We start from the raw sequence: 16,932 nt of genomic DNA on the forward strand, positions 1-16,932 counted from the left end.
TCTTATTGGAAGCGCTGCTCGGCAAGTGTCTTTTTTATGTCCATCAGCCTGCGGTAAAAGAAAGCAGCGGACTCATAATTTTGCTGCTGATTGAAGCGTTCTGCCGCATCCAGCAGCAGCTCCTCTGCATCAGCGAGAAGCTGGCGGGATTCGAGAAGATCAAAGCACTCTTCCAGAACCTTCCTGTCGCCGCTGCCAAGATAAAGCTCGTGAATAAGGCGGAATTTTGTTAAGTACATGTCATCCGCCCATTCCGCCGCGCTTTTTACCCCGTGTTGATACGTCTCTATTGCTTTGTCATATTTTTCTTCTTTACAGTAGATATGTGTCAGTGAAAATACAGCTTGAACGGTCTGCTGAAATTTGTGCTCTTCAAAAATGGCGGCGGCCTTCTTGAAATAGCCCTCCGCTTCGCTAAGATCTCCCAAGCTGTACTTACAGTGGCCTACGTTATAATGAGCGGCGGCAATCATATATGCTTCCTCAAGCTGCCTTGCATGATCCAAAGCGCTGCACAGGTGCTTGAGCGCCTTTTCATGATGGTAGACATCCGTCAAATTTCCGGCAATGATAAATTCACACTGCACACGGCGGCGGCCGTACAGTTCGTATTTCGTATAGATATCAAGCGCCTGGCTTGCATAATTCATCGAAAAATACGTTTGTTTGATGTGATAATACACTTCTGCGACCTTAAAAAGAAATTCAGCTTTTTCAATCTCATCTTCCACATACTCCAGCTTTTCCTCGGCGTGCTTATAATGATCGATGGCTAAAATGAAATTTTTCTGCTTAAATTCGTACATCCCTCTGAAATAGTAAAAATAATATTCTAATAAGCCCGTCAGTTTTTGCTGATTGCTTTCAATTTCGTTCAGCATGTCAGAGAACGGAGGCTCGGTGTCGCTGTCTTTCACCGGCATCAGCTTGTCCAGCATAATCCGATGCCGAAATTCCATCAAAGAAAAATATAATAGCAAATCCTGATTTTCTTCCATATCTTCTAATTCGTACTCGATCTCCTGCTTTAACGCTTCTGCTTGATCTGCTTCAAACGCACGAATGTGTTTGTACCATTCGTTTAGTTTTACCGCCACTTCTTCAGATGGAATCTTTGCTCTCAATGATCTGCCTCCTTCCTCCTGCTACTATTTATGTTATATTTTATCATAGCTATTCTCTTTTAGAGAGAGTCAATGGCTTAAAACATAACATTCAGCACCTCATGAGAAAGTGAGACCGGTATGAAATTAATAGCAAAAACATCCTTCATCTTATGCCTCCTGTTTGTGGCGGACCTTTGTTTTTCATATGTGCGGCACGCATGGCACGCTCAAACCGCTCTGCAGGACAGGCCTGTTCCTTCCGCTCTTGATCCGATTGTGAAGCAGAATGCCGACACCCTCAAGGCTGCCGCATCAAATAAAGGCATCTCGATCGTGATTACTGAAGGATTCAGATCCTTCAAGGAACAAGACGAATTATATAAGCAAGGACGCACAAAAAAAGGGAATATTGTCACCTACGCAAAAGGAGGGGAATCGTATCATAACTATGGTTTGGCGATTGATTTTGCTCTTCAGAAAAAGGATGGAAGCATCTTATGGGATATGGATTACGACGGCAATCAAAACGGGAAATCAGATTGGCTGGAGGTCGTCACCATCGCTAAAAAACTCGGATTTGAGTGGGGCGGGGATTGGGAACGGTTCAAGGATTACCCTCACTTGCAGATGATTCCTGACTAGACACCTCACAGCCTCTTCTTTTTTCTTTTATGCGCATCAATATATGAAGGATAAATCGGCTTATACACAAGCTTATAATGCTGATGGCTGCCTGCTGAAAAATCAGGCTGCCACTCCAGCTTCACATCAAACGCTGATAAAAATGCTTCTCTCGCTTCGTCAGCTGAAACATCCGGTTTGTGGTTGATTGTTTCTAATTGCTCTGGGTCTATATCCGGAGCCATAAAAGCGTCAACTTTTCCTGTTTCCGGGTTGACGATGATGCGGGCAGCGCCGAACCGCAGCGGTATTCCTTTATACCAGACAGAAAAATGATTGCGGACCCTGCCTCTTTCGTCGATTCGGATTGGATTCACTCTGAAAAACTCATCAGCTCTCGGATAGAGCGCGTACAAAAACTGAAGCGCTGTCTCTTGGCATTCTTCCATTGAGTAATGTGCAGAACCCTGCTGTTCCATAAAAGAAATAGCTGCTTTTAATTTTCCTGTTTTTTTATCAGTCTTCATTTTGATTGTATTTTTATTTCTCGCTGCAAAATAGCTTCCTATGCTTAAATCCTTTCGCTCCGGTGCACTGCCTTTGCGCCAAGTGCTTCCAAGTTCCTCTCCGAAGTCCTTTTCACCGACTTTTTTCATATCAGGGGTAAATCCCAGCATTCCATATATATCGGTTCCTTCTTTTTTTTCAAGCGGCGGGAGAGGCGCCCCGTTTTCCGTTCTTTCATCCGATATATGCTGGTCAGGCACGATTTCATCTACATCCGCTGGATAGCTGTAACCGGGCAAAATCGGTTCATAGACGAGTCTGGGCGACTGTTCATCATCAATGACGTCATACATGAGCCGTAAAGACATGGTATTGACGTAATGGGAAATGACCTTCTCTTTCTCTACGAATTCCTTTGGGATGTCGGCTTTGTTCCCTTCTCCGTAATATAAAAAATGGACAATCTGTCCGCTGCGGGTGATATCTATTAAAAATCCTGAATTAGGAAGTGAGAGGCCCAGCTGTTTTTTTGTATAAACAAACCGGATGTGATGCCCTCGTTCTTCCTTGGCTTGAAAATGAAATTTCATAAATGTGGCCGGATGGTGGGCTGCGGCAAACTGAAGAGCTGTCAGCTTCAGCTCGGCATCTGGGAGCTTTTTGTCCTGCTCGAGGCCGGCGGCTGTTGAAAATGTGAGCAAAGCACCGTCGTTCGAGAGTTCTACGATAATTTGCTTTTCCGGATCTTCGGGGTCCTTCCAAATGAAGTATGCATGCCCCTTCTTCTTTTGTTTTTGAGCATAATCTTCGATCTCAAGCTCATAATGCGGCGGTACATTTCCGATCTCTTGCGCCTTCTTTTTCAGCTGTTTGTTTACCAATGAAGTCATCCTTTCAAAGAGTCTACGACAAAGAGAACCTTGTTTATTATATAAAAAGACCCTTCTTCTTTTAAAGTGAAGAAAGGTCCTTTTCTATTAAGGAAACTGGGTTTCCATATCCTTTCTATTACTTTTTTCATACATCAGCCAGTACACACGCCGAAAATGTGTGACTTTTGACTGTTTTACAATGCACTTATGACAGCCTCACCAGTATGGGCATCAATCAATCTCGGATATACCGGCTTGTAGACGAGCCGGTAGCTGTTTTCTTCATCTTCTTCGTATTCTCTCTCCCAGCCAAGCTCGACTTTAAAATGGCGCCAAAAGATAGACTTGGCTTGTTCCGGTGAAATGGATGGAACAGGGTCAATCGCTTGGAGCACTTCAGGGTCAATGTCCGGTCCCATGTAAACGGTAATAAGTCCTGTCTGGCGGCTGACGCAGATTTTGACCTGCCCAAACCGAAGCGGAACTCCGTTACAGTGCACGTCAAACGTAAAGACGGCTGACGAGCTTTCTTCATCCTGTTCAGCGTATTTGATCTTAAAATATTGATCAGCATTCGGAAACAACGCAAACAGAAAACGAATGGCGATTTTTTCGCACTCTTCCTCGCTTACGGTATACGGCCCTTTTTCGTCTATAAACGACATAACACCTTCAAGTTTTCCGGTTTCTTTGTTATGGATGGTTTTCAGCATTTGGTGAATCCGTCCTCTTAACCAGCTGTCCATGCTTTTATCCGCCGGTTGATACACAGGATTATCCGGATTCCGCCAGACGACCCCGATTCTCCCATCCCCTAGATCCGTTTCCCGCTCTTTGACTAAGCCTTTTTCGACCCCGATCATGCTGCCAGGATCGGCCTTTTCGTGAATGCCCTCGAATAAAGGGAGAGGAAAGCTTTCCCGCTCCCTGTAATCGTCATCATCAAATTCTTTTTCTTCTCGGACCAAATCAGCAGGCACAGCAATGCCCGCGTTTTCAAACTCATACACCAAATGCGGCTGATCGTCTCCGTTTTTGTAGACAGAGCGATGAAGGATCTCAAATAGGAGAGTGACATCTACATCTTTCTTGAAATAAGCCAGTGCTTCTTTTTCATCTGCGACCTGTTCCGGCTTGATTATATTGCACGCTTTCCCGTAATACCGAAAATACACCACCTCCCCTGATAAGGAGACATCAGCCATAAATCCGCTCATAGGAAGCGGCAGCCCGTCTTCCATTTGAACATATGAAAACCTTACTTTATCATCATACGCCTCATCATTTTCTTCACGGACAAATGCAGACGGAACTTCAGGATAATGAGAGTTCACGAACTGAATCAAGATATCCTCTATTTGGTCTTCGGACAGCTTCTCATCGCTTTCAAGCTCAATATCACGAGAAAGCCCTTCCAGCTGTCCGTCCGGTCCAAGCTCTACGATGATCCCTTTGTGTTCATCCTGCGGATCTATCCAGCAAAAATACGACCTTTTCCGTTCATCACCATAATCTTCAATTTCCAGCTTTAAGTGTGTCGGAACACGGCCGATTTCCAGTGCTTTTTGTTTCAATTCCTCTTTTTTCACCAAGGCGGCCCCCTTCTTCGTTCGAATGTCACCCTTCGACTGATCACAAAGTAATAGTCTAATATACACAAATTTCTGTGTTTTCCAGTTTTACCAGAACATTTTTCACCAAAAATAGTATGATGAACCTATTCAATATAAAAGCTAATAATCTTAAAATTAATTCCGTTGCAACTTTTTATAGGTCATCAATCGCAAAGAAGGACGGAGTTTCCAGAAATCTGGGTAAAACCGTGAGAAAAGAACCGATTTTTTTGGCTGCATGATGTCAATCCATTCAAAAAGATCCAATTCTCAAAGACAAAAGGCTCCCCTTTCCTAAAACCATTTGAGGAGGAAAAATGAATGTTTCAGAAAAAAACGTACGCTGTTTTCCTTGTTCTCCTGCTGATGCTGTTTACAGCTGCTTGTTCCGGAAGTAAAACAAGCGCGGAGAAGAAAAATTCAGAAACAGAAAAAAGCGCAGATATAGCTCAAGTTAAGATCAAAGATGTCTCTTATACACTTCCGTCTCAGTATGATAAGTCAACTTCAGATGATCAGCTCGTGTTAAAGGTAAATGTCGCTGTGAAAAACACAGGGAAAGAACCGCTTAATGTAGACAATATGGATTTCACTTTGTATCAGGGTGATACCAAAATGTCTGACACAGATCCTGAAGACTATAACGAAAAGCTGCAGGGCAGCACGATTAACACTGACAAATCCGTTGAAGGAAATCTTTTCTTCGTTGTAGATAAAGGCGAAAAATACGAGCTGAATTATACACCGGAATCTTACGGTGATAAGAAGCCAAAATCAGTTACATTCAAAATTGATGGAAAAGACAAAAAAATCCTTGCGACAGCAGATCAGCTCCAAGACTCTGCGAAAGCTTTATCGGCATATATAGATGTCCTTCTTTTCGGTAAAGATAACAAAGATTTCGAAAAAATCACCGGCGCTAACAAAAATGAGATTGTGAACGACTTTAACGAGTCAGCAAAAGACGGCTACCTCTCAGCATCAGGCCTTTCAAGCACATATGCGGACAGCAAAGCGCTTGATAATATCGTGAACGGCATTAAAGCGGGATTAAGCAAAAACTCATCGATTCAAGCGAAAACAACTTCTATCTCAAAAGATGAAGCCATTGTAGAAGCTACAATTAAACCAGTCGACGCTTCTTCTCTCTCCGACCGCATCGAGGACAGAATGAAAGACTACTACAGCAAGAATTCAGGTGCGAGCTATGAAGATGCTGTAAAATATGCGCTTCAAGTCTATCCAGAAGAGTTCAAAAAGCTTGGCCCGGCTTCAAGTGAAAAAACAGTTGAAGTGAAAATGAAGAAAAATGACATCGACCAGTGGCAGCTTGATATGGACGATTACAGAGCAGCAGAATTAGTTGAAGCATTCATTAAAGAATAAACATCAAAAGGAAATAGCCCTGTGGCTATTTCCTTTTTTATTTAAAAATCCTGCTGATGAACTCTGCTTCATCATTCGTCAGTTCAACATCTAAGGTTTTCAGGTTAGCCTTCAGCTGTTCCGGGCGCTTAGCACCTGGAATGATGGCGTCTACAGCCGGTCTCGTTAACAGCCAAGCCAAGGCGACATGAGCCGTTTCCGCATTCTTTTCCTCAGCTACCGCTTTGAGCTTGTCCACTTTTTTCAGGTTTTGAATAAAGGTTTCTCCCTGGAATTGCGGGTTGTTCTTTCGATTGTCGTCAAAGGCATCATCTTTTGTAAACTTTCCGGTCAGCAGCCCGGATGCGAGCGGGAAGTACGGAATAAAGGAAATCCCGTGTTTTTCACAGTATGGGAGCAGCTCCTTCTCAGCATCACGCTGAATTAAAGAGTATTCTGACTGAAAGACCTCCAAATAGCCGTCCGCATTAAATTCCTGCAATTGCTGATAATTGAGGTTCGAAGCCCCGATCGCTTTGATTTTCCCTTCATCCTTCAGTTCCTTCAGCGTGCCCGCGACTTCCGCAAGAGGTGTCTTGCCATCCGGAAAATGAACATAATACAGATCGATGTAATCTGTCTTCAGCCGCTTCAGGCTCTTTTCTACCTCGCCGCGAAGAAAATCCCGGCTGTTGTCTAATTCAATGCGGCCGTTTACTTCTTTATGGGCTCCTTTAGAGGCGATAATGAGCTGATCCCGGACACCGCGTTCATGAACGACCTCACCGATTAATTCTTCGGACCGCCCCAATCCATATATAAAGGCGGTATCGATAAAGTTCACGCCGCCGTCCAATGCCGTGCGAACCAAGTCCTTGCCAGTTTCATCATTCAGATTCGGAAACAGATTATGCCCGCCGACCGCATTTGCGCCGAATCCGATCCGTTTCACCTGTAAATTCGTTTGCCCAAGTGCACGTGTTTGATCCATTGTCCCTTCTCCTTCCGAAATGATTTGATGAAAAATAGCGCAGGTTCCACTTTCTGTATTAGATATCCTTTTTCTATTTTCCTTCTTTTTTCAGCATACACAAAAAGGAGAAAGTGTATTTCTCCTTTTGCAAGTTTATTTTGGCAGAACCCATTTGTCTTTTAAGAAGCAGGCTCTGGCCAGTAAAAAGAAAATGGCGATGAGCACGACGATGGTTCCGCACGTGTATAGAATGGCAGCCGGATTTATCATCCCGAATAACAGCTGTTTAAATAAGGCGTGCAGGTTTAGGAATGGGATGAAAAAGTAGGATAGATCGATTTGATTCGGCGCCTTATTGAAGATGAAAAACATCGGGAATATAGGCAGAAAGACGACAAGAGACATATAGCTCTGCGCTTCTTTTACCGTGCCGGAAATGATGCTGATCATAAGCTCCATTGCGGCGATCAGCATTGCAGAAAGCACGATGATCAAGGCTGAAGCTCCGATAATGACCCATAAGTGATCTCCCAGCTGAAAGGCTGTTCTTAACTTTTCCGTAAATAAGACGGTGCACAGAATCAGAAAGAGCAGTGACAATACGCCAGAGGCTATCCCGAAGGTAGAAACCGCAAGCCACTTGCCGACTAACACTTTGTTTCTGCTGACCGGGGTTAACAGCAGCGCTTCTATGGATTTCCGGTCCTTTTCTCCGGCAATAATATCAAGAGCGATCGGCATGGCACCGGAAACGATTGATGTTAAAAGCAGCATCGGAAGAATGGCGGAAAGCATGATCGCGGAAACGCCTTGCTCTTCATCTGCTTCTTTTTGCTGAACCGAAAACGGCTGGATCACCGAGTGGTCAATATGTTTACTCGTTAAACGTTCTTGCACAATTTCATTTTTGTACTGCTCTAAGGCAGATTGCACAAGCTGTATAGCATTTGATGAACCTTGATCGACCGAGCTGCCGTAAACGTCAATCTCAAAAGATGTCATACTGGTGATATAAGAATCAAACTCTTTCGGGACGTTCAGATACACATCCGCTTTGCCGTCATCGACCGCCTGTTCAGGTTTTGCGAATGTCTTTACACTGATTTCGTCAATCGCATTCAGCTTATGTTCCAGCTCAGACGGCAGGGACTGGCCGACAGCGATCGTGTACTGCTCCCCTTTGTCCGAAAGCATGCTTTCGTAGAAAAACACAAGGCCCAGCATCGTAATCATCGGAACCAAGATCGTCAGTAAAATTGTTTTTCTGTCCCGTAATGCGTCGATCATCTCTTTTTTATAAATCTGTCCTACCATTTATGAAATCCCCCTGACCAGCTTAGACATAAAGATGTAGTTCAAATCGTCGCTGCGTTCGCTCTCGTATAGTGTTTCAAGTGCTCCTCTGTAAATGACCTCTCCGCTGTGCATCATAATGACACTGTCACAGAGCGCCTGCACCTCCTCCATAATGTGGCTGGAGAACAGGATGGTTTTGTGTTCTCTTTTCAGCTGCTGAATAAATTCACGGAAGATATTGCTTGACGTAATATCTAGTCCTGTCGTCGGCTCATCAAATAAAATGATATCCGGATCGTGAATCAGCGCCCTGGCAATGGCGACTTTCTGCCTCATTCCTTTTGAAAACCCGCCCACTCTCCGGTCCATATAATCACGCATGCCGAACCGTTTTGATAAATCTTCTATTCTCGCTTTGATTTCGTGGCGGTTCAGCCCGTACAGCCGGCCAAAGTACTGTAAATTTTCTTTTGCAGTCATCCGGTCATAGAGTCCTGTTTCTCCCCCGAATAAGACGCCGATTCGTTTCTTGACCTCCGCCGGCTGCTTGGCCGTGTCAAAGCCGTCTACTGCGATCGTGCCCTGTGTCGGTTCAAGCAGGGTCGCGATCATTCTCAGCATCGTTGTTTTGCCGGCTCCGTTTTCTCCGAGAATGCCGACGACTTCTCCTTTTTGAATCGTTAAGCTTACATCACGCACAGCTTTGACTACTTTTTTCTTATCTGTAAACCTGCGGCTGCAATCCGTCAGTGTAATCATGTCACAATCTCCCTTTTTGTTATTTCTAGTAATGACTATATACGAAAAGCTGGATTTGTTGGATAAAGTTGTCGCGAAGAGTTCTTTTTATGTCGCGAAATGGGATAAAATAAAGGTGATTCTATTTAACTAGGGGAATGATAATGGTAAAAGTCGGACTAGTCGATGATTATCGAGTAGATTTAGAGAAGCTGGAAGCAATCGTGTCCAGAATGCAGGATGTCGAAATTGTCTTTGCCACCGATTCGGCGGAGGAAGCTTACAGCCGGGTGAAGAACGGGGACATTGATCTTCTGCTTGCCGATATTGAGATGCCTCACATGTCAGGCTACGAGCTGGCGGATTTAATCAGATCTCATTCGCTGGATGTGGATGTGATTTTCGTCACCGGCAACAGCGGCTATGCGGTTCACGCATTTGATCTGAACGTCCACGACTATATTATGAAGCCGTACCACGCCGATCGTCTCAGCTCTTCCTTCGAACGTTATTTCAAAAAGAAAACGGAAACGAGCTTGAACGGGCGGATTTTGATTAAACAAAAATCTAAAATGCATGTGCTGCAAAAGAAGGATATCATTTTCGCCGAACGCACAGGACGGTCGACGACGATTGTGACAACAGCTGAAGAAGTGCAAACGTATCAAACATTAAACGATATTAAAGGCGATCTGCCGGAGAAGGATTTTCTTCGTTCGCACCGCTCCTTTATTATCAACATTCATTACATTAAGCATTTTTCCGCTTATACGAAACATTCGTTTACGGTTTCGTTTGAGGGAACATCTAAAAAAGCGATGATTACCAAGCAGCAGCTTGATTATTTTCAAAACTATTATTTTTGAGGAGCGCAGGTTGTGATAACTCTGTTTCAATGTCTTTATTTGTTTTTATTCAGTTTCCTATTTTATCAGTCGGCTGCCATTCTATCGAACAGCACAGCCGTTTCTTGGCTCGCCGCTGCTTTAGGCGCGGCGGCAGCGGTTTTATACATATGGAAAACGAAGCCTATGCGGGATCGCTGTCCGCTTCAGCTCTATTCATGTATCGCCGTGATTCACATTCTGTCGGCGGCGTTTTTGCTGATCGCCCCCTCTGGATTGGCACTGCTGCTTGTGATTGTGATATTCGCAACGTGTGAATGGCTCCGCATCGGGCTGTGCCGCTCGCTGACAAAGCTTTTTGAACAAATCGATCGGCTGACTCAGGCTGAACAGCACGCCAATCGAATGCTGATGGATGTCAGGAGCCGGAATCACGATACAATGAAGCATATCACAGCGCTCAGCTCGGCGCAGTCAGAGCCGGACACACAAACATACATAAAACATTGGGCGGGCCAGTACAGTCAATATGACCGGTTTTTGAAAGGAGAGAGTGCGTACATCGCAGGGGTGCTGTATGACTTTCTGGAAAAAGCAAACGCTTCGAATGTGAACGTTTCACTGCATTTGCATACACCGCTTTCTTCCCTCCCTTTCTCTCCCGCTGATCAGGTCAGCCTGGCCGGCAACATATTAGAAAATGCGCTCGACAGCGCTGCAGAGGCCCCTGAGAAAGCGGAGATCAAGCTGGAGACAACACTGCGAAGCGGGCTTTATGTGCTGATTTGTGAAAATACGACACCCGGCATGGAACCGAAAGTGCTCGATACACTGTATCAGTCATTCGGCCATACGACGAAAAGCGGCACTCATGAAGGAATCGGCACTTATGTGATCCAAAAGCTGGTGAACCAAGCTTTTGGCAAGCTTGATTTCACATATCGCCACCCTGTCTTCCGTTTAGAAATCAAAATTCCGTTCCAAAAATAAAAAACCTTGAAAAGCTTGGCTTTTCAAGGTTTTTTGTTCGTCATTAAGATGTTAATGATTGTGCAAAGCGATCCGCTTCATCTTGAAGCGTGCTTTCAATTTCTTTGTAGCGGCTTGAAATCGTTGATGCGCTTACGCCGTATTTTTTCGCCAGTTTGGCTTGGGAAACGGTTGCGCCGTTAAGTGAGATTGCATTCACATAATATTCAACTGCCGCCGCAAAAGCTTCCGGCTTTCTGATGACAGGTGATTTTTTCTCGCAGAACGATTTCCAAATGTCAATGACTGCCGGAATCAGCTCATTCGGATATTCATCTCCGCTCATGCCTTTTTCGATCGCCGCCGCTGTTTCTTTCTCCATGTCGTTTGCCCACTCAACGCTGCTTTCTTGAACAGGCTCCGCTTGCTGCGGCTGTTCATCTTTTTCAGCTAACAGCGCGAAAAGTACGTTGTTGAACTCCTGCTTCATGAAGTCCTCCGGCGTTTTGCCGTTTTTCACTGCAGCATCCGCATATGTCTTCACCTTGCTGATCAGCTCTTCCGTTCTCTTCACTGGGAAGATTGTGAACTGCATGAAGAATTCCGCTTTTTCCGCTTCGTGAATCGGATAGCCGAGAATCAAGCTTCCCACTGGAGGGAGGTCTTGACTTGTGACGTCCATTTCCACGTCGAATTGTTTTTTCGTAATGACATCTTCAAAATGAATAACTGCTTCTTTCATATCCTTCAGCAGCAATAAAGCAGGCGTCATGCTCTTCCAAGATTCAACGATCTCACGTGTTTTCGGGCGGGTGATCGAATCGCCTTTTTTCTGAAGGTACTCTTCAAAGATCGTTTTGTCACCAGCGAGCGGGTGAAAGAAGATTCCCCAGATTCCTAAATTAAATACACTGATGTCCTTTGTCTGCCTGTCCATAGAAGAAAGAAAATCATGCTGGTTGATAAAACCTGAAATGCTTTCTCTATGTACTGTGAAGGCATACTCCACTAAGTCTTCCTGAATTTGTTTTGCTTCTTTTGCCGCTAATTCTGTCGGGAAGTCGACAACTTTATTTCCGCAGCATTTTTTATATTTCTTACCGCTGCCGCATGGGCAAGGGGCATTTCTTTTCACTTTTCCCACAATAAACCCTCCGAATTCTGTTGTAACTTTTCTATTTTAACAAAAATAACTTCTGAGGGCTTGGTTTCGGGCTAAAAAAGAATTTGGTAATGTGACAGCCTGGTTCATTATGTAAATTTACCTATGACTTTTTCATCAACTTTTGTGATTTAAGACTTATAACCTATTCCCACTTTAGGCCCTTCTTTTTTACAATCGTTAGGTGTTTATCTAAAATTTTTAAGGAAGTGTTTATGTTGGAACTAGCTGGTTTTATGCTGCGCACCTGCGCTCTTGTGCTTGACGTGATCATTGCGGCCGCAGTGATTTTAGCATCCGGATTTATGTTTGGCGACGGGTCCGCTGGCGTCATCGCTGTCGCCATATTGATGCTGCTTGTGTATCCTTTGCTGATGCCGCTGACAAATTGGAAGGGTACGCTGGGCAAAAAAATCATCGGGCTGCAAATCGTGAGAGATGAAACACACGAGAAAATCTCCCTCCCTCAGGCCATTGTCCGTTACCTGATAGCGTGGGTGCATGTGTTTTCCCGCCTGATCTATTTAACAGCCGCATTTACGAAGAAAAAACAAACCGTTCATGATATGGCTGCGAAAACAATTGTGCTGAAAGCAGAATAACCTTGAAGAATAGGATTCTTCAAGGTTATGTTTCTCATTAGTTCGTATTTTGTCCGCCGCCGTTCAGCCCTTCTTTAATCAGGCTGTTGACTTGGCTGCTGTACAGAAGGCCGATATGTCCGACACCGTTGATACGAACATTTTTTGCCCCTTCTAAATTAGACAGATAGTTCATAACAATCATGTCCGCCGAGCTGTAAATAGACGTATATAAAATCTTTTGATTTGGGTCCGTTCCCGGAAGCGCCTTGTTTGAAACGAGACGGTTCGCGCCGCCAAGCGTTACGACGTTTTCAATTTTATTACCGCCGTCCAGTTTTTTTATGTAATAAAGCGTGTTGGCGCCCCCCATGCTGTGAGCGACAATGTCCACTTTTTTCGCACCGGTTTCATCTAATACCTTTTGCACAAAACGTGATAATACTGGGCCGTTGTTTAAGTTATTGCCTGTCTTGTCCCAAAAATCTACAGCATACAGCTTGTCCCGTGACCAGCCTTGTGATGCCAAATACGTTTTAATACCGGCAAAGTTAAAAGAAGCTCCGCCAATTCCGTGAACCATCACCACCGGATTATGTTCAGCGGCTTTCGCTGACGGCTGCATCGCAAACATGGATGTAACTGACAGCGCAACAATTGTTACAAGTGCAATGATCTTACCTCTTAAAAGTTTCATAATATCCTCCTTTTTTTGTAACAAATTCTTAAATTATAATACTTTGGCAAATTAATTAAGTAAAGGGTAAATTTTACTTATTTTTAAAGAAATTTTAAGGTTGAGAGAACATTTCAGCTGTTTATGATCCCGAAAATGCAAAAAAAGAAGGCTTTTTCGCCTTCTTCTCTTTAATATTCATTAAAATAGTCTTGGATTTTTTTAGGATCATCTGTTTTGGTGAGCGCGAGCATTAACAATATCCGGGCTTTTTGCGGATTTAAGGAGTTTGATGCCAAAAGGCCGTTTTTCACATAGTCGCCGTTCGGTGTGACGACACCATTTCCCGTACGGGTTGAGCGAACCACTGTGACGCCTTTTTTGACCGCTCTGACTGCCCCCTTTTCGGCTGTTTCAGATAAAGATCCGTTGCCTGATCCCGCGAAGACTATGCCTTTTGTGCCAGCCTTTACAGCCGCATCAAACAGATAGCTTCCGTCATTTTGGTAGCCGTACAGAATGTCTACTTGCGGCAGTTTATCAAGGCTGGAAACCGAGAAATCCGTATCCTTTGTATGCTTGCGTGTCATTTCATTATGAAAATAAATGTCATCGGCAATCGTTCCGATGTATCCCATTTCTTCTGATTTAAAGGTGTCTGTTGCGGTTGTGTTGGTTTTTGTAACGTACCGTGCTGAAGCAATGCGGTCATTGAGAACGACGAGCGTCCCTTTCCCTTTTGCATCAGGTGCGCCTGCCACTTTAACTGCGTTATACAAGTTGGACGGGCCGTCAGCACTGATGGCTGTGGACGGCCTCATCGAACCGGCAACAACAACCGGTTTATCGCTTTTTACAATGAGGTTCAGAAAATAAGCCGTTTCTTCTAATGTATCTGTTCCGTGGGTCACGACAATACCGTCAACATCATCTGAAGAAAGCAGTTTGTTGACTCGTTTTCCGAGCTTCAGCAATGTTTTGTTATCAATGTTTGTGCTTCCGACGTTAACCACTTGCTCGCCGCTGACATTCGCAATGTCCTTCATCTCTGGCACCGCTTTGATCAGAGACTCAACACCGACGACACCTGCTTTGTATTCAGTTGTAGAGGTTTTTGATTTATCGGCTCCGGCAATCGTACCTCCTGTCGCCAATATTTTGATATTTGGAAGGTCATTTTTTTTTGAAGCAGCAGCTGAAGAAACTTTTTGTGTCTGCGTTTTTTCTTTTGGGGATTCTTTTGCTTCAGGAGATTGTGAGCATCCGGTAAAAGCAAGCAATAGTGCGGTAAAAAGGGTCAGTAAGAGGAATCGTTGTGTTTTCATGTTTTCTCTCCTTTTGTTTGGTAACGTCTTTACACCTTTTAATAATTGAATATTTCATTTATTCAGTCAAAATGTGCGTCAGGTTATCTCTCAGCTTTTTTATATGCTCATTTTATTTTCTTATTCGAGTTCCTTTATCTTGACATTCGATGGGTGAATCATGATAATAGACCAGTCACTATATTTTATGATCGCAATCAGTAAGGTGGGAATGTTATGAGCTATGGAGATTCTCGTGAGAAAATCCTTTCTGCAGCTACCCGGCTTTTTCAGCTGCAAGGGTATTACGGCACGGGACTGAACCAGATTATTAAAGAAAGCGGTGCACCTAAAGGCTCTCTTTACTACCACTTTCCCGGGGGTAAAGAACAGCTGGCAATTGAAGCCGTGAATGAAATGAAGGAATACATCCGCCAGAAAATCACAGACTGCATGGACGTGAGCACTGATCCCGCAGAAGGCATTCAAGCCTTTCTGAAGGAGCTCTCATGTCAATTCTCATGCACAGAGGACATTGAAGGCCTGCCCGTCGGCTTGCTTGCGGCAGAGACATCATTAAAAAGCGAGCCTTTGCGAAAAGCCTGTGATGAAGCCTACAAAGCGTGGTCCCTTGTGTTTGAGGAAAAATTGCAGCTGTCGGGTTACAGCGAGAGCCATGCCAAGGAATCAAGCATCATCATTAACGCGATGATTGAAGGCGGCATTCTTTTATCATTAACGGCAAAAGACAGCACACCGCTTCTTCATATCTCCAGCCGCATTCCCGCTCTGTTGAAGAAATAAAAAAAGAGACATACTACTACAAGCTGAATGAATACATTCAGATGAACGAGAGGAGAAATAGATTTGGAAACAGCAGCTAAAGCATCTCAGCAATATAAAGTGATGCCAATTATGATATCTTTGCTGACGGCCGGTTTTATCGGTATGTTCAGTGAAACAGCGCTGAATATCGCGTTAACCGATCTTATGAAGGAATTGAACATTACAGCGGCAACCGTTCAATGGTTAACAACAGGCTATTTGCTTGTGCTCGGTATTCTTGTTCCTGTTTCAGGTCTGCTATTGCAATGGTTTACAACTAGACAGCTTTTTACTGTGTCACTGATTTTTTCAATCATAGGCACCTTGATTGCGGCGCTTGCGCCTAGCTTCTCATTTTTATTAGCGGCGAGAATCGTTCAGGCACTTGGAACAGGACTCTTATTACCGCTCATGTTTAATACGATTTTGGTGATTTTCCCGCCCCATAAACGGGGAGCGGCCATGGGAACAATCGGACTTGTCATTATGTTTGCGCCGGCAATCGGCCCTACATTTTCCGGGTTGGTTCTTGAGCACCTTAACTGGCACTGGATTTTCTGGATCTCTCTTCCGTTCCTTGTGCTTGCGCTCATTTTCGGTATCCTGTACATGCAAAATGTGTCTGACATCACAAAACCGAAAATTGATGTCCTGTCTATTATTTTGTCGACGATCGGCTTCGGCGGCATTGTGTTTGGATTCAGCAACGCGGGTGAAGGCTCTGGCGGATGGTCCAGCCCGACTGTGATCGTTTCACTTATTGTCGGTGTTATCGCCCTTATTCTATTTTCAATCCGTCAGCTGACGATGAAGCAGCCGATGATGAACCTGCGTGCATTCAGATACCCGATGTTTATTTTGGGCGTCATTATGGTCTTTATTTGCATGATGGTCATCCTGTCATCCATGCTGCTTCTGCCGATGTATCTGCAAGGCGGCTTAGTCTTAACAGCATTTGCCTCAGGACTTATTCTCTTGCCGGGCGGTATTTTAAACGGATTTATGTCACCTGTCACAGGCCGTCTGTTTGATAAATACGGACCGAAGTGGCTTGTTATTCCGGGATTTTTGATTGTGACTATTGTTCTGTGGCTCTTCTCAAATCTCACGACAGCTTCAACAGCAGTGCTGATTATCGTGCTGCATACGTGCTTGATGATTGGGATCTCCATGATTATGATGCCTGCTCAGACAAACGGTTTAAACCAGCTTCCGCGTGAGTTTTATCCGGACGGCACTGCCATTATGAACACACTTCAGCAAATGGCGGGCGCGATCGGGACAGCGGTTGCGGTCAGCATCATGGCTGCCGGTCAGCATGACTACATGAGCAGCGTAAAAAATCCAGCCGATCCGGCAGTCATTCCGCAAGCATTGACAGCTGGCGTTCAGCATGCATTTGTCTTTGCGATGATTGTTGCGATTATCGGTTTAATTGCCGCTTTCTTTTTGAAGCGAGTAAAGGTTGATCATCAATAA

The 16,932-nt window shown here is 44.4% G+C and carries 16 protein-coding genes and 1 pseudogene; 8 read left to right on the forward strand and 9 right to left on the reverse strand.

All coding sequences use genetic code 11. The features are described 5' to 3' along the window. Window positions 1-2: 2 nt before the first annotated feature. Window positions 3-1,124, reverse strand: coding sequence for a Rap family tetratricopeptide repeat protein (locus ACQVGS_RS20525; RefSeq protein ID WP_103672203.1), 1,122 nt, complete (start codon window positions 1,122-1,124; stop codon window positions 3-5). Window positions 1,125-1,244: 120 nt separating this feature from the next. Between ACQVGS_RS20525 and cwlK the strand changes: the two genes are divergently transcribed. Further along, window positions 1,245-1,748 (forward strand): peptidoglycan L-alanyl-D-glutamate endopeptidase CwlK, encoded by a 504-nt coding sequence (gene cwlK / locus ACQVGS_RS20530; protein ID WP_024120117.1) that lies wholly within the window; start codon window positions 1,245-1,247, stop codon window positions 1,746-1,748. A gap of 5 nt (window positions 1,749-1,753) precedes the next feature. Here cwlK and ACQVGS_RS20535 read toward each other — a convergent pair whose 3' ends face one another. Beyond that, window positions 1,754-3,115, reverse strand: a complete 1,362-nt coding sequence (locus ACQVGS_RS20535) for a YcdB/YcdC domain-containing protein (protein ID WP_106021210.1) — start codon at window positions 3,113-3,115, stop codon at window positions 1,754-1,756. A gap of 185 nt (window positions 3,116-3,300) precedes the next feature. Continuing rightward, on the reverse strand, window positions 3,301-4,722 hold the full coding sequence (locus tag ACQVGS_RS20540) for a YcdB/YcdC domain-containing protein (RefSeq protein ID WP_400153653.1): 1,422 nt from the start codon (window positions 4,720-4,722) through the stop codon (window positions 3,301-3,303). 164 nt (window positions 4,723-4,886) lie between these two features. On the opposite strand from ACQVGS_RS20540, the pseudogene ACQVGS_RS20545 reads away from it, so the two are divergent. Together ACQVGS_RS20545 and ACQVGS_RS20550 are read left to right on the forward strand one after the other, a co-directional pair. Beyond that, window positions 4,887-5,017, forward strand: a pseudogene (locus tag ACQVGS_RS20545) (hypothetical protein). A gap of 23 nt (window positions 5,018-5,040) precedes the next feature. Then, the gene (locus tag ACQVGS_RS20550; protein ID WP_101865318.1) at window positions 5,041-6,105 is read left to right on the forward strand and encodes a DUF4352 domain-containing protein; all 1,065 of its coding nucleotides are present in this window, start codon (window positions 5,041-5,043) and stop codon (window positions 6,103-6,105) included. A 37-nt stretch (window positions 6,106-6,142) separates the two neighbouring features. On the opposite strand, the gene ACQVGS_RS20555 is transcribed toward ACQVGS_RS20550, so the two are convergent. The 3 genes from ACQVGS_RS20555 to natA form a co-directional block, all read right to left on the reverse strand. Beyond that, complete coding sequence (locus ACQVGS_RS20555; RefSeq protein ID WP_400152747.1) at window positions 6,143-7,075, reverse strand: aldo/keto reductase; 933 nt, start codon at window positions 7,073-7,075, stop codon at window positions 6,143-6,145. A gap of 135 nt (window positions 7,076-7,210) precedes the next feature. After that, window positions 7,211-8,371, reverse strand: a complete 1,161-nt coding sequence (locus ACQVGS_RS20560; protein ID WP_151174729.1) for an ABC transporter permease — start codon at window positions 8,369-8,371, stop codon at window positions 7,211-7,213. Continuing rightward, window positions 8,372-9,112, reverse strand: a complete 741-nt coding sequence (natA, locus tag ACQVGS_RS20565) for a sodium ABC transporter ATP-binding protein NatA (protein ID WP_059292022.1) — start codon at window positions 9,110-9,112, stop codon at window positions 8,372-8,374. Between the two features lie 143 nt (window positions 9,113-9,255). On the opposite strand from natA, the gene natR reads away from it, so the two are divergent. Both natR and natK read left to right on the forward strand, forming a co-directional pair. Next, window positions 9,256-9,957 (forward strand): two-component system response regulator NatR, encoded by a 702-nt coding sequence (natR, locus tag ACQVGS_RS20570; RefSeq protein WP_024120110.1) that lies wholly within the window; start codon window positions 9,256-9,258, stop codon window positions 9,955-9,957. Window positions 9,958-9,969: 12 nt separating this feature from the next. Then, a complete protein-coding gene (gene natK / locus ACQVGS_RS20575; protein WP_106021204.1) occupies window positions 9,970-10,926 on the forward strand; it encodes a two-component system sensor histidine kinase NatK in 957 nt (318 codons plus the stop codon). Between the two features lie 43 nt (window positions 10,927-10,969). Here natK and ACQVGS_RS20580 read toward each other — a convergent pair whose 3' ends face one another. Beyond that, window positions 10,970-12,049, reverse strand: a complete 1,080-nt coding sequence (locus tag ACQVGS_RS20580; protein WP_024120108.1) for a helix-turn-helix domain-containing protein — start codon at window positions 12,047-12,049, stop codon at window positions 10,970-10,972. Window positions 12,050-12,285: 236 nt separating this feature from the next. Between ACQVGS_RS20580 and ACQVGS_RS20585 the strand changes: the two genes are divergently transcribed. Beyond that, entirely contained in the window at window positions 12,286-12,669 is a 384-nt protein-coding gene (locus ACQVGS_RS20585) for an RDD family protein (RefSeq protein ID WP_106021252.1), read from the forward strand. A 37-nt stretch (window positions 12,670-12,706) separates the two neighbouring features. Here the strand turns inward: ACQVGS_RS20585 and estA are convergent, their stop codons facing one another. Beyond that, complete coding sequence (estA, locus tag ACQVGS_RS20590) at window positions 12,707-13,345, reverse strand: lipase EstA (RefSeq protein WP_095714483.1); 639 nt, start codon at window positions 13,343-13,345, stop codon at window positions 12,707-12,709. A 170-nt stretch (window positions 13,346-13,515) separates the two neighbouring features. Then, entirely contained in the window at window positions 13,516-14,649 is a 1,134-nt protein-coding gene (locus ACQVGS_RS20595) for a type II asparaginase (protein ID WP_106021201.1), read from the reverse strand. 216 nt (window positions 14,650-14,865) lie between these two features. On the opposite strand from ACQVGS_RS20595, the gene lmrA reads away from it, so the two are divergent. Next, complete coding sequence (gene lmrA / locus ACQVGS_RS20600) at window positions 14,866-15,432, forward strand: transcriptional regulator LmrA (RefSeq protein WP_024120104.1); 567 nt, start codon at window positions 14,866-14,868, stop codon at window positions 15,430-15,432. Window positions 15,433-15,489: 57 nt separating this feature from the next. Continuing rightward, entirely contained in the window at window positions 15,490-16,932 is a 1,443-nt protein-coding gene (gene lmr(B) / locus ACQVGS_RS20605; protein ID WP_063623076.1) for a lincomycin efflux MFS transporter Lmr(B), read from the forward strand.

Source organism: Bacillus sp. SD127, assembly GCF_058566445.1.

What these genes read in the sequence shown, in the direction of transcription:
- natA (WP_059292022.1), bottom strand. Translation starts at nt 9,112, where the DNA reads ATGATTACACTGACGGATTGCAGCCGCAGGTTTACAGATAAGAAAAAA.
- ACQVGS_RS20595 (WP_106021201.1), bottom strand. Translation starts at nt 14,649, where the DNA reads ATGAAAACACAACGATTCCTCTTACTGACCCTTTTTACCGCACTATTG.
- ACQVGS_RS20550 (WP_101865318.1), top strand. Translation starts at nt 5,041, where the DNA reads ATGTTTCAGAAAAAAACGTACGCTGTTTTCCTTGTTCTCCTGCTGATG.
- ACQVGS_RS20560 (WP_151174729.1), bottom strand. Translation starts at nt 8,371, where the DNA reads ATGGTAGGACAGATTTATAAAAAAGAGATGATCGACGCATTACGGGAC.
- estA (WP_095714483.1), bottom strand. Translation starts at nt 13,345, where the DNA reads ATGAAACTTTTAAGAGGTAAGATCATTGCACTTGTAACAATTGTTGCG.
- lmrA (WP_024120104.1), top strand. Translation starts at nt 14,866, where the DNA reads ATGAGCTATGGAGATTCTCGTGAGAAAATCCTTTCTGCAGCTACCCGG.
- ACQVGS_RS20555 (WP_400152747.1), bottom strand. Translation starts at nt 7,075, where the DNA reads ATGGATCAAACACGTGCACTTGGGCAAACGAATTTACAGGTGAAACGG.
- cwlK (WP_024120117.1), top strand. Translation starts at nt 1,245, where the DNA reads ATGAAATTAATAGCAAAAACATCCTTCATCTTATGCCTCCTGTTTGTG.
- natR (WP_024120110.1), top strand. Translation starts at nt 9,256, where the DNA reads ATGGTAAAAGTCGGACTAGTCGATGATTATCGAGTAGATTTAGAGAAG.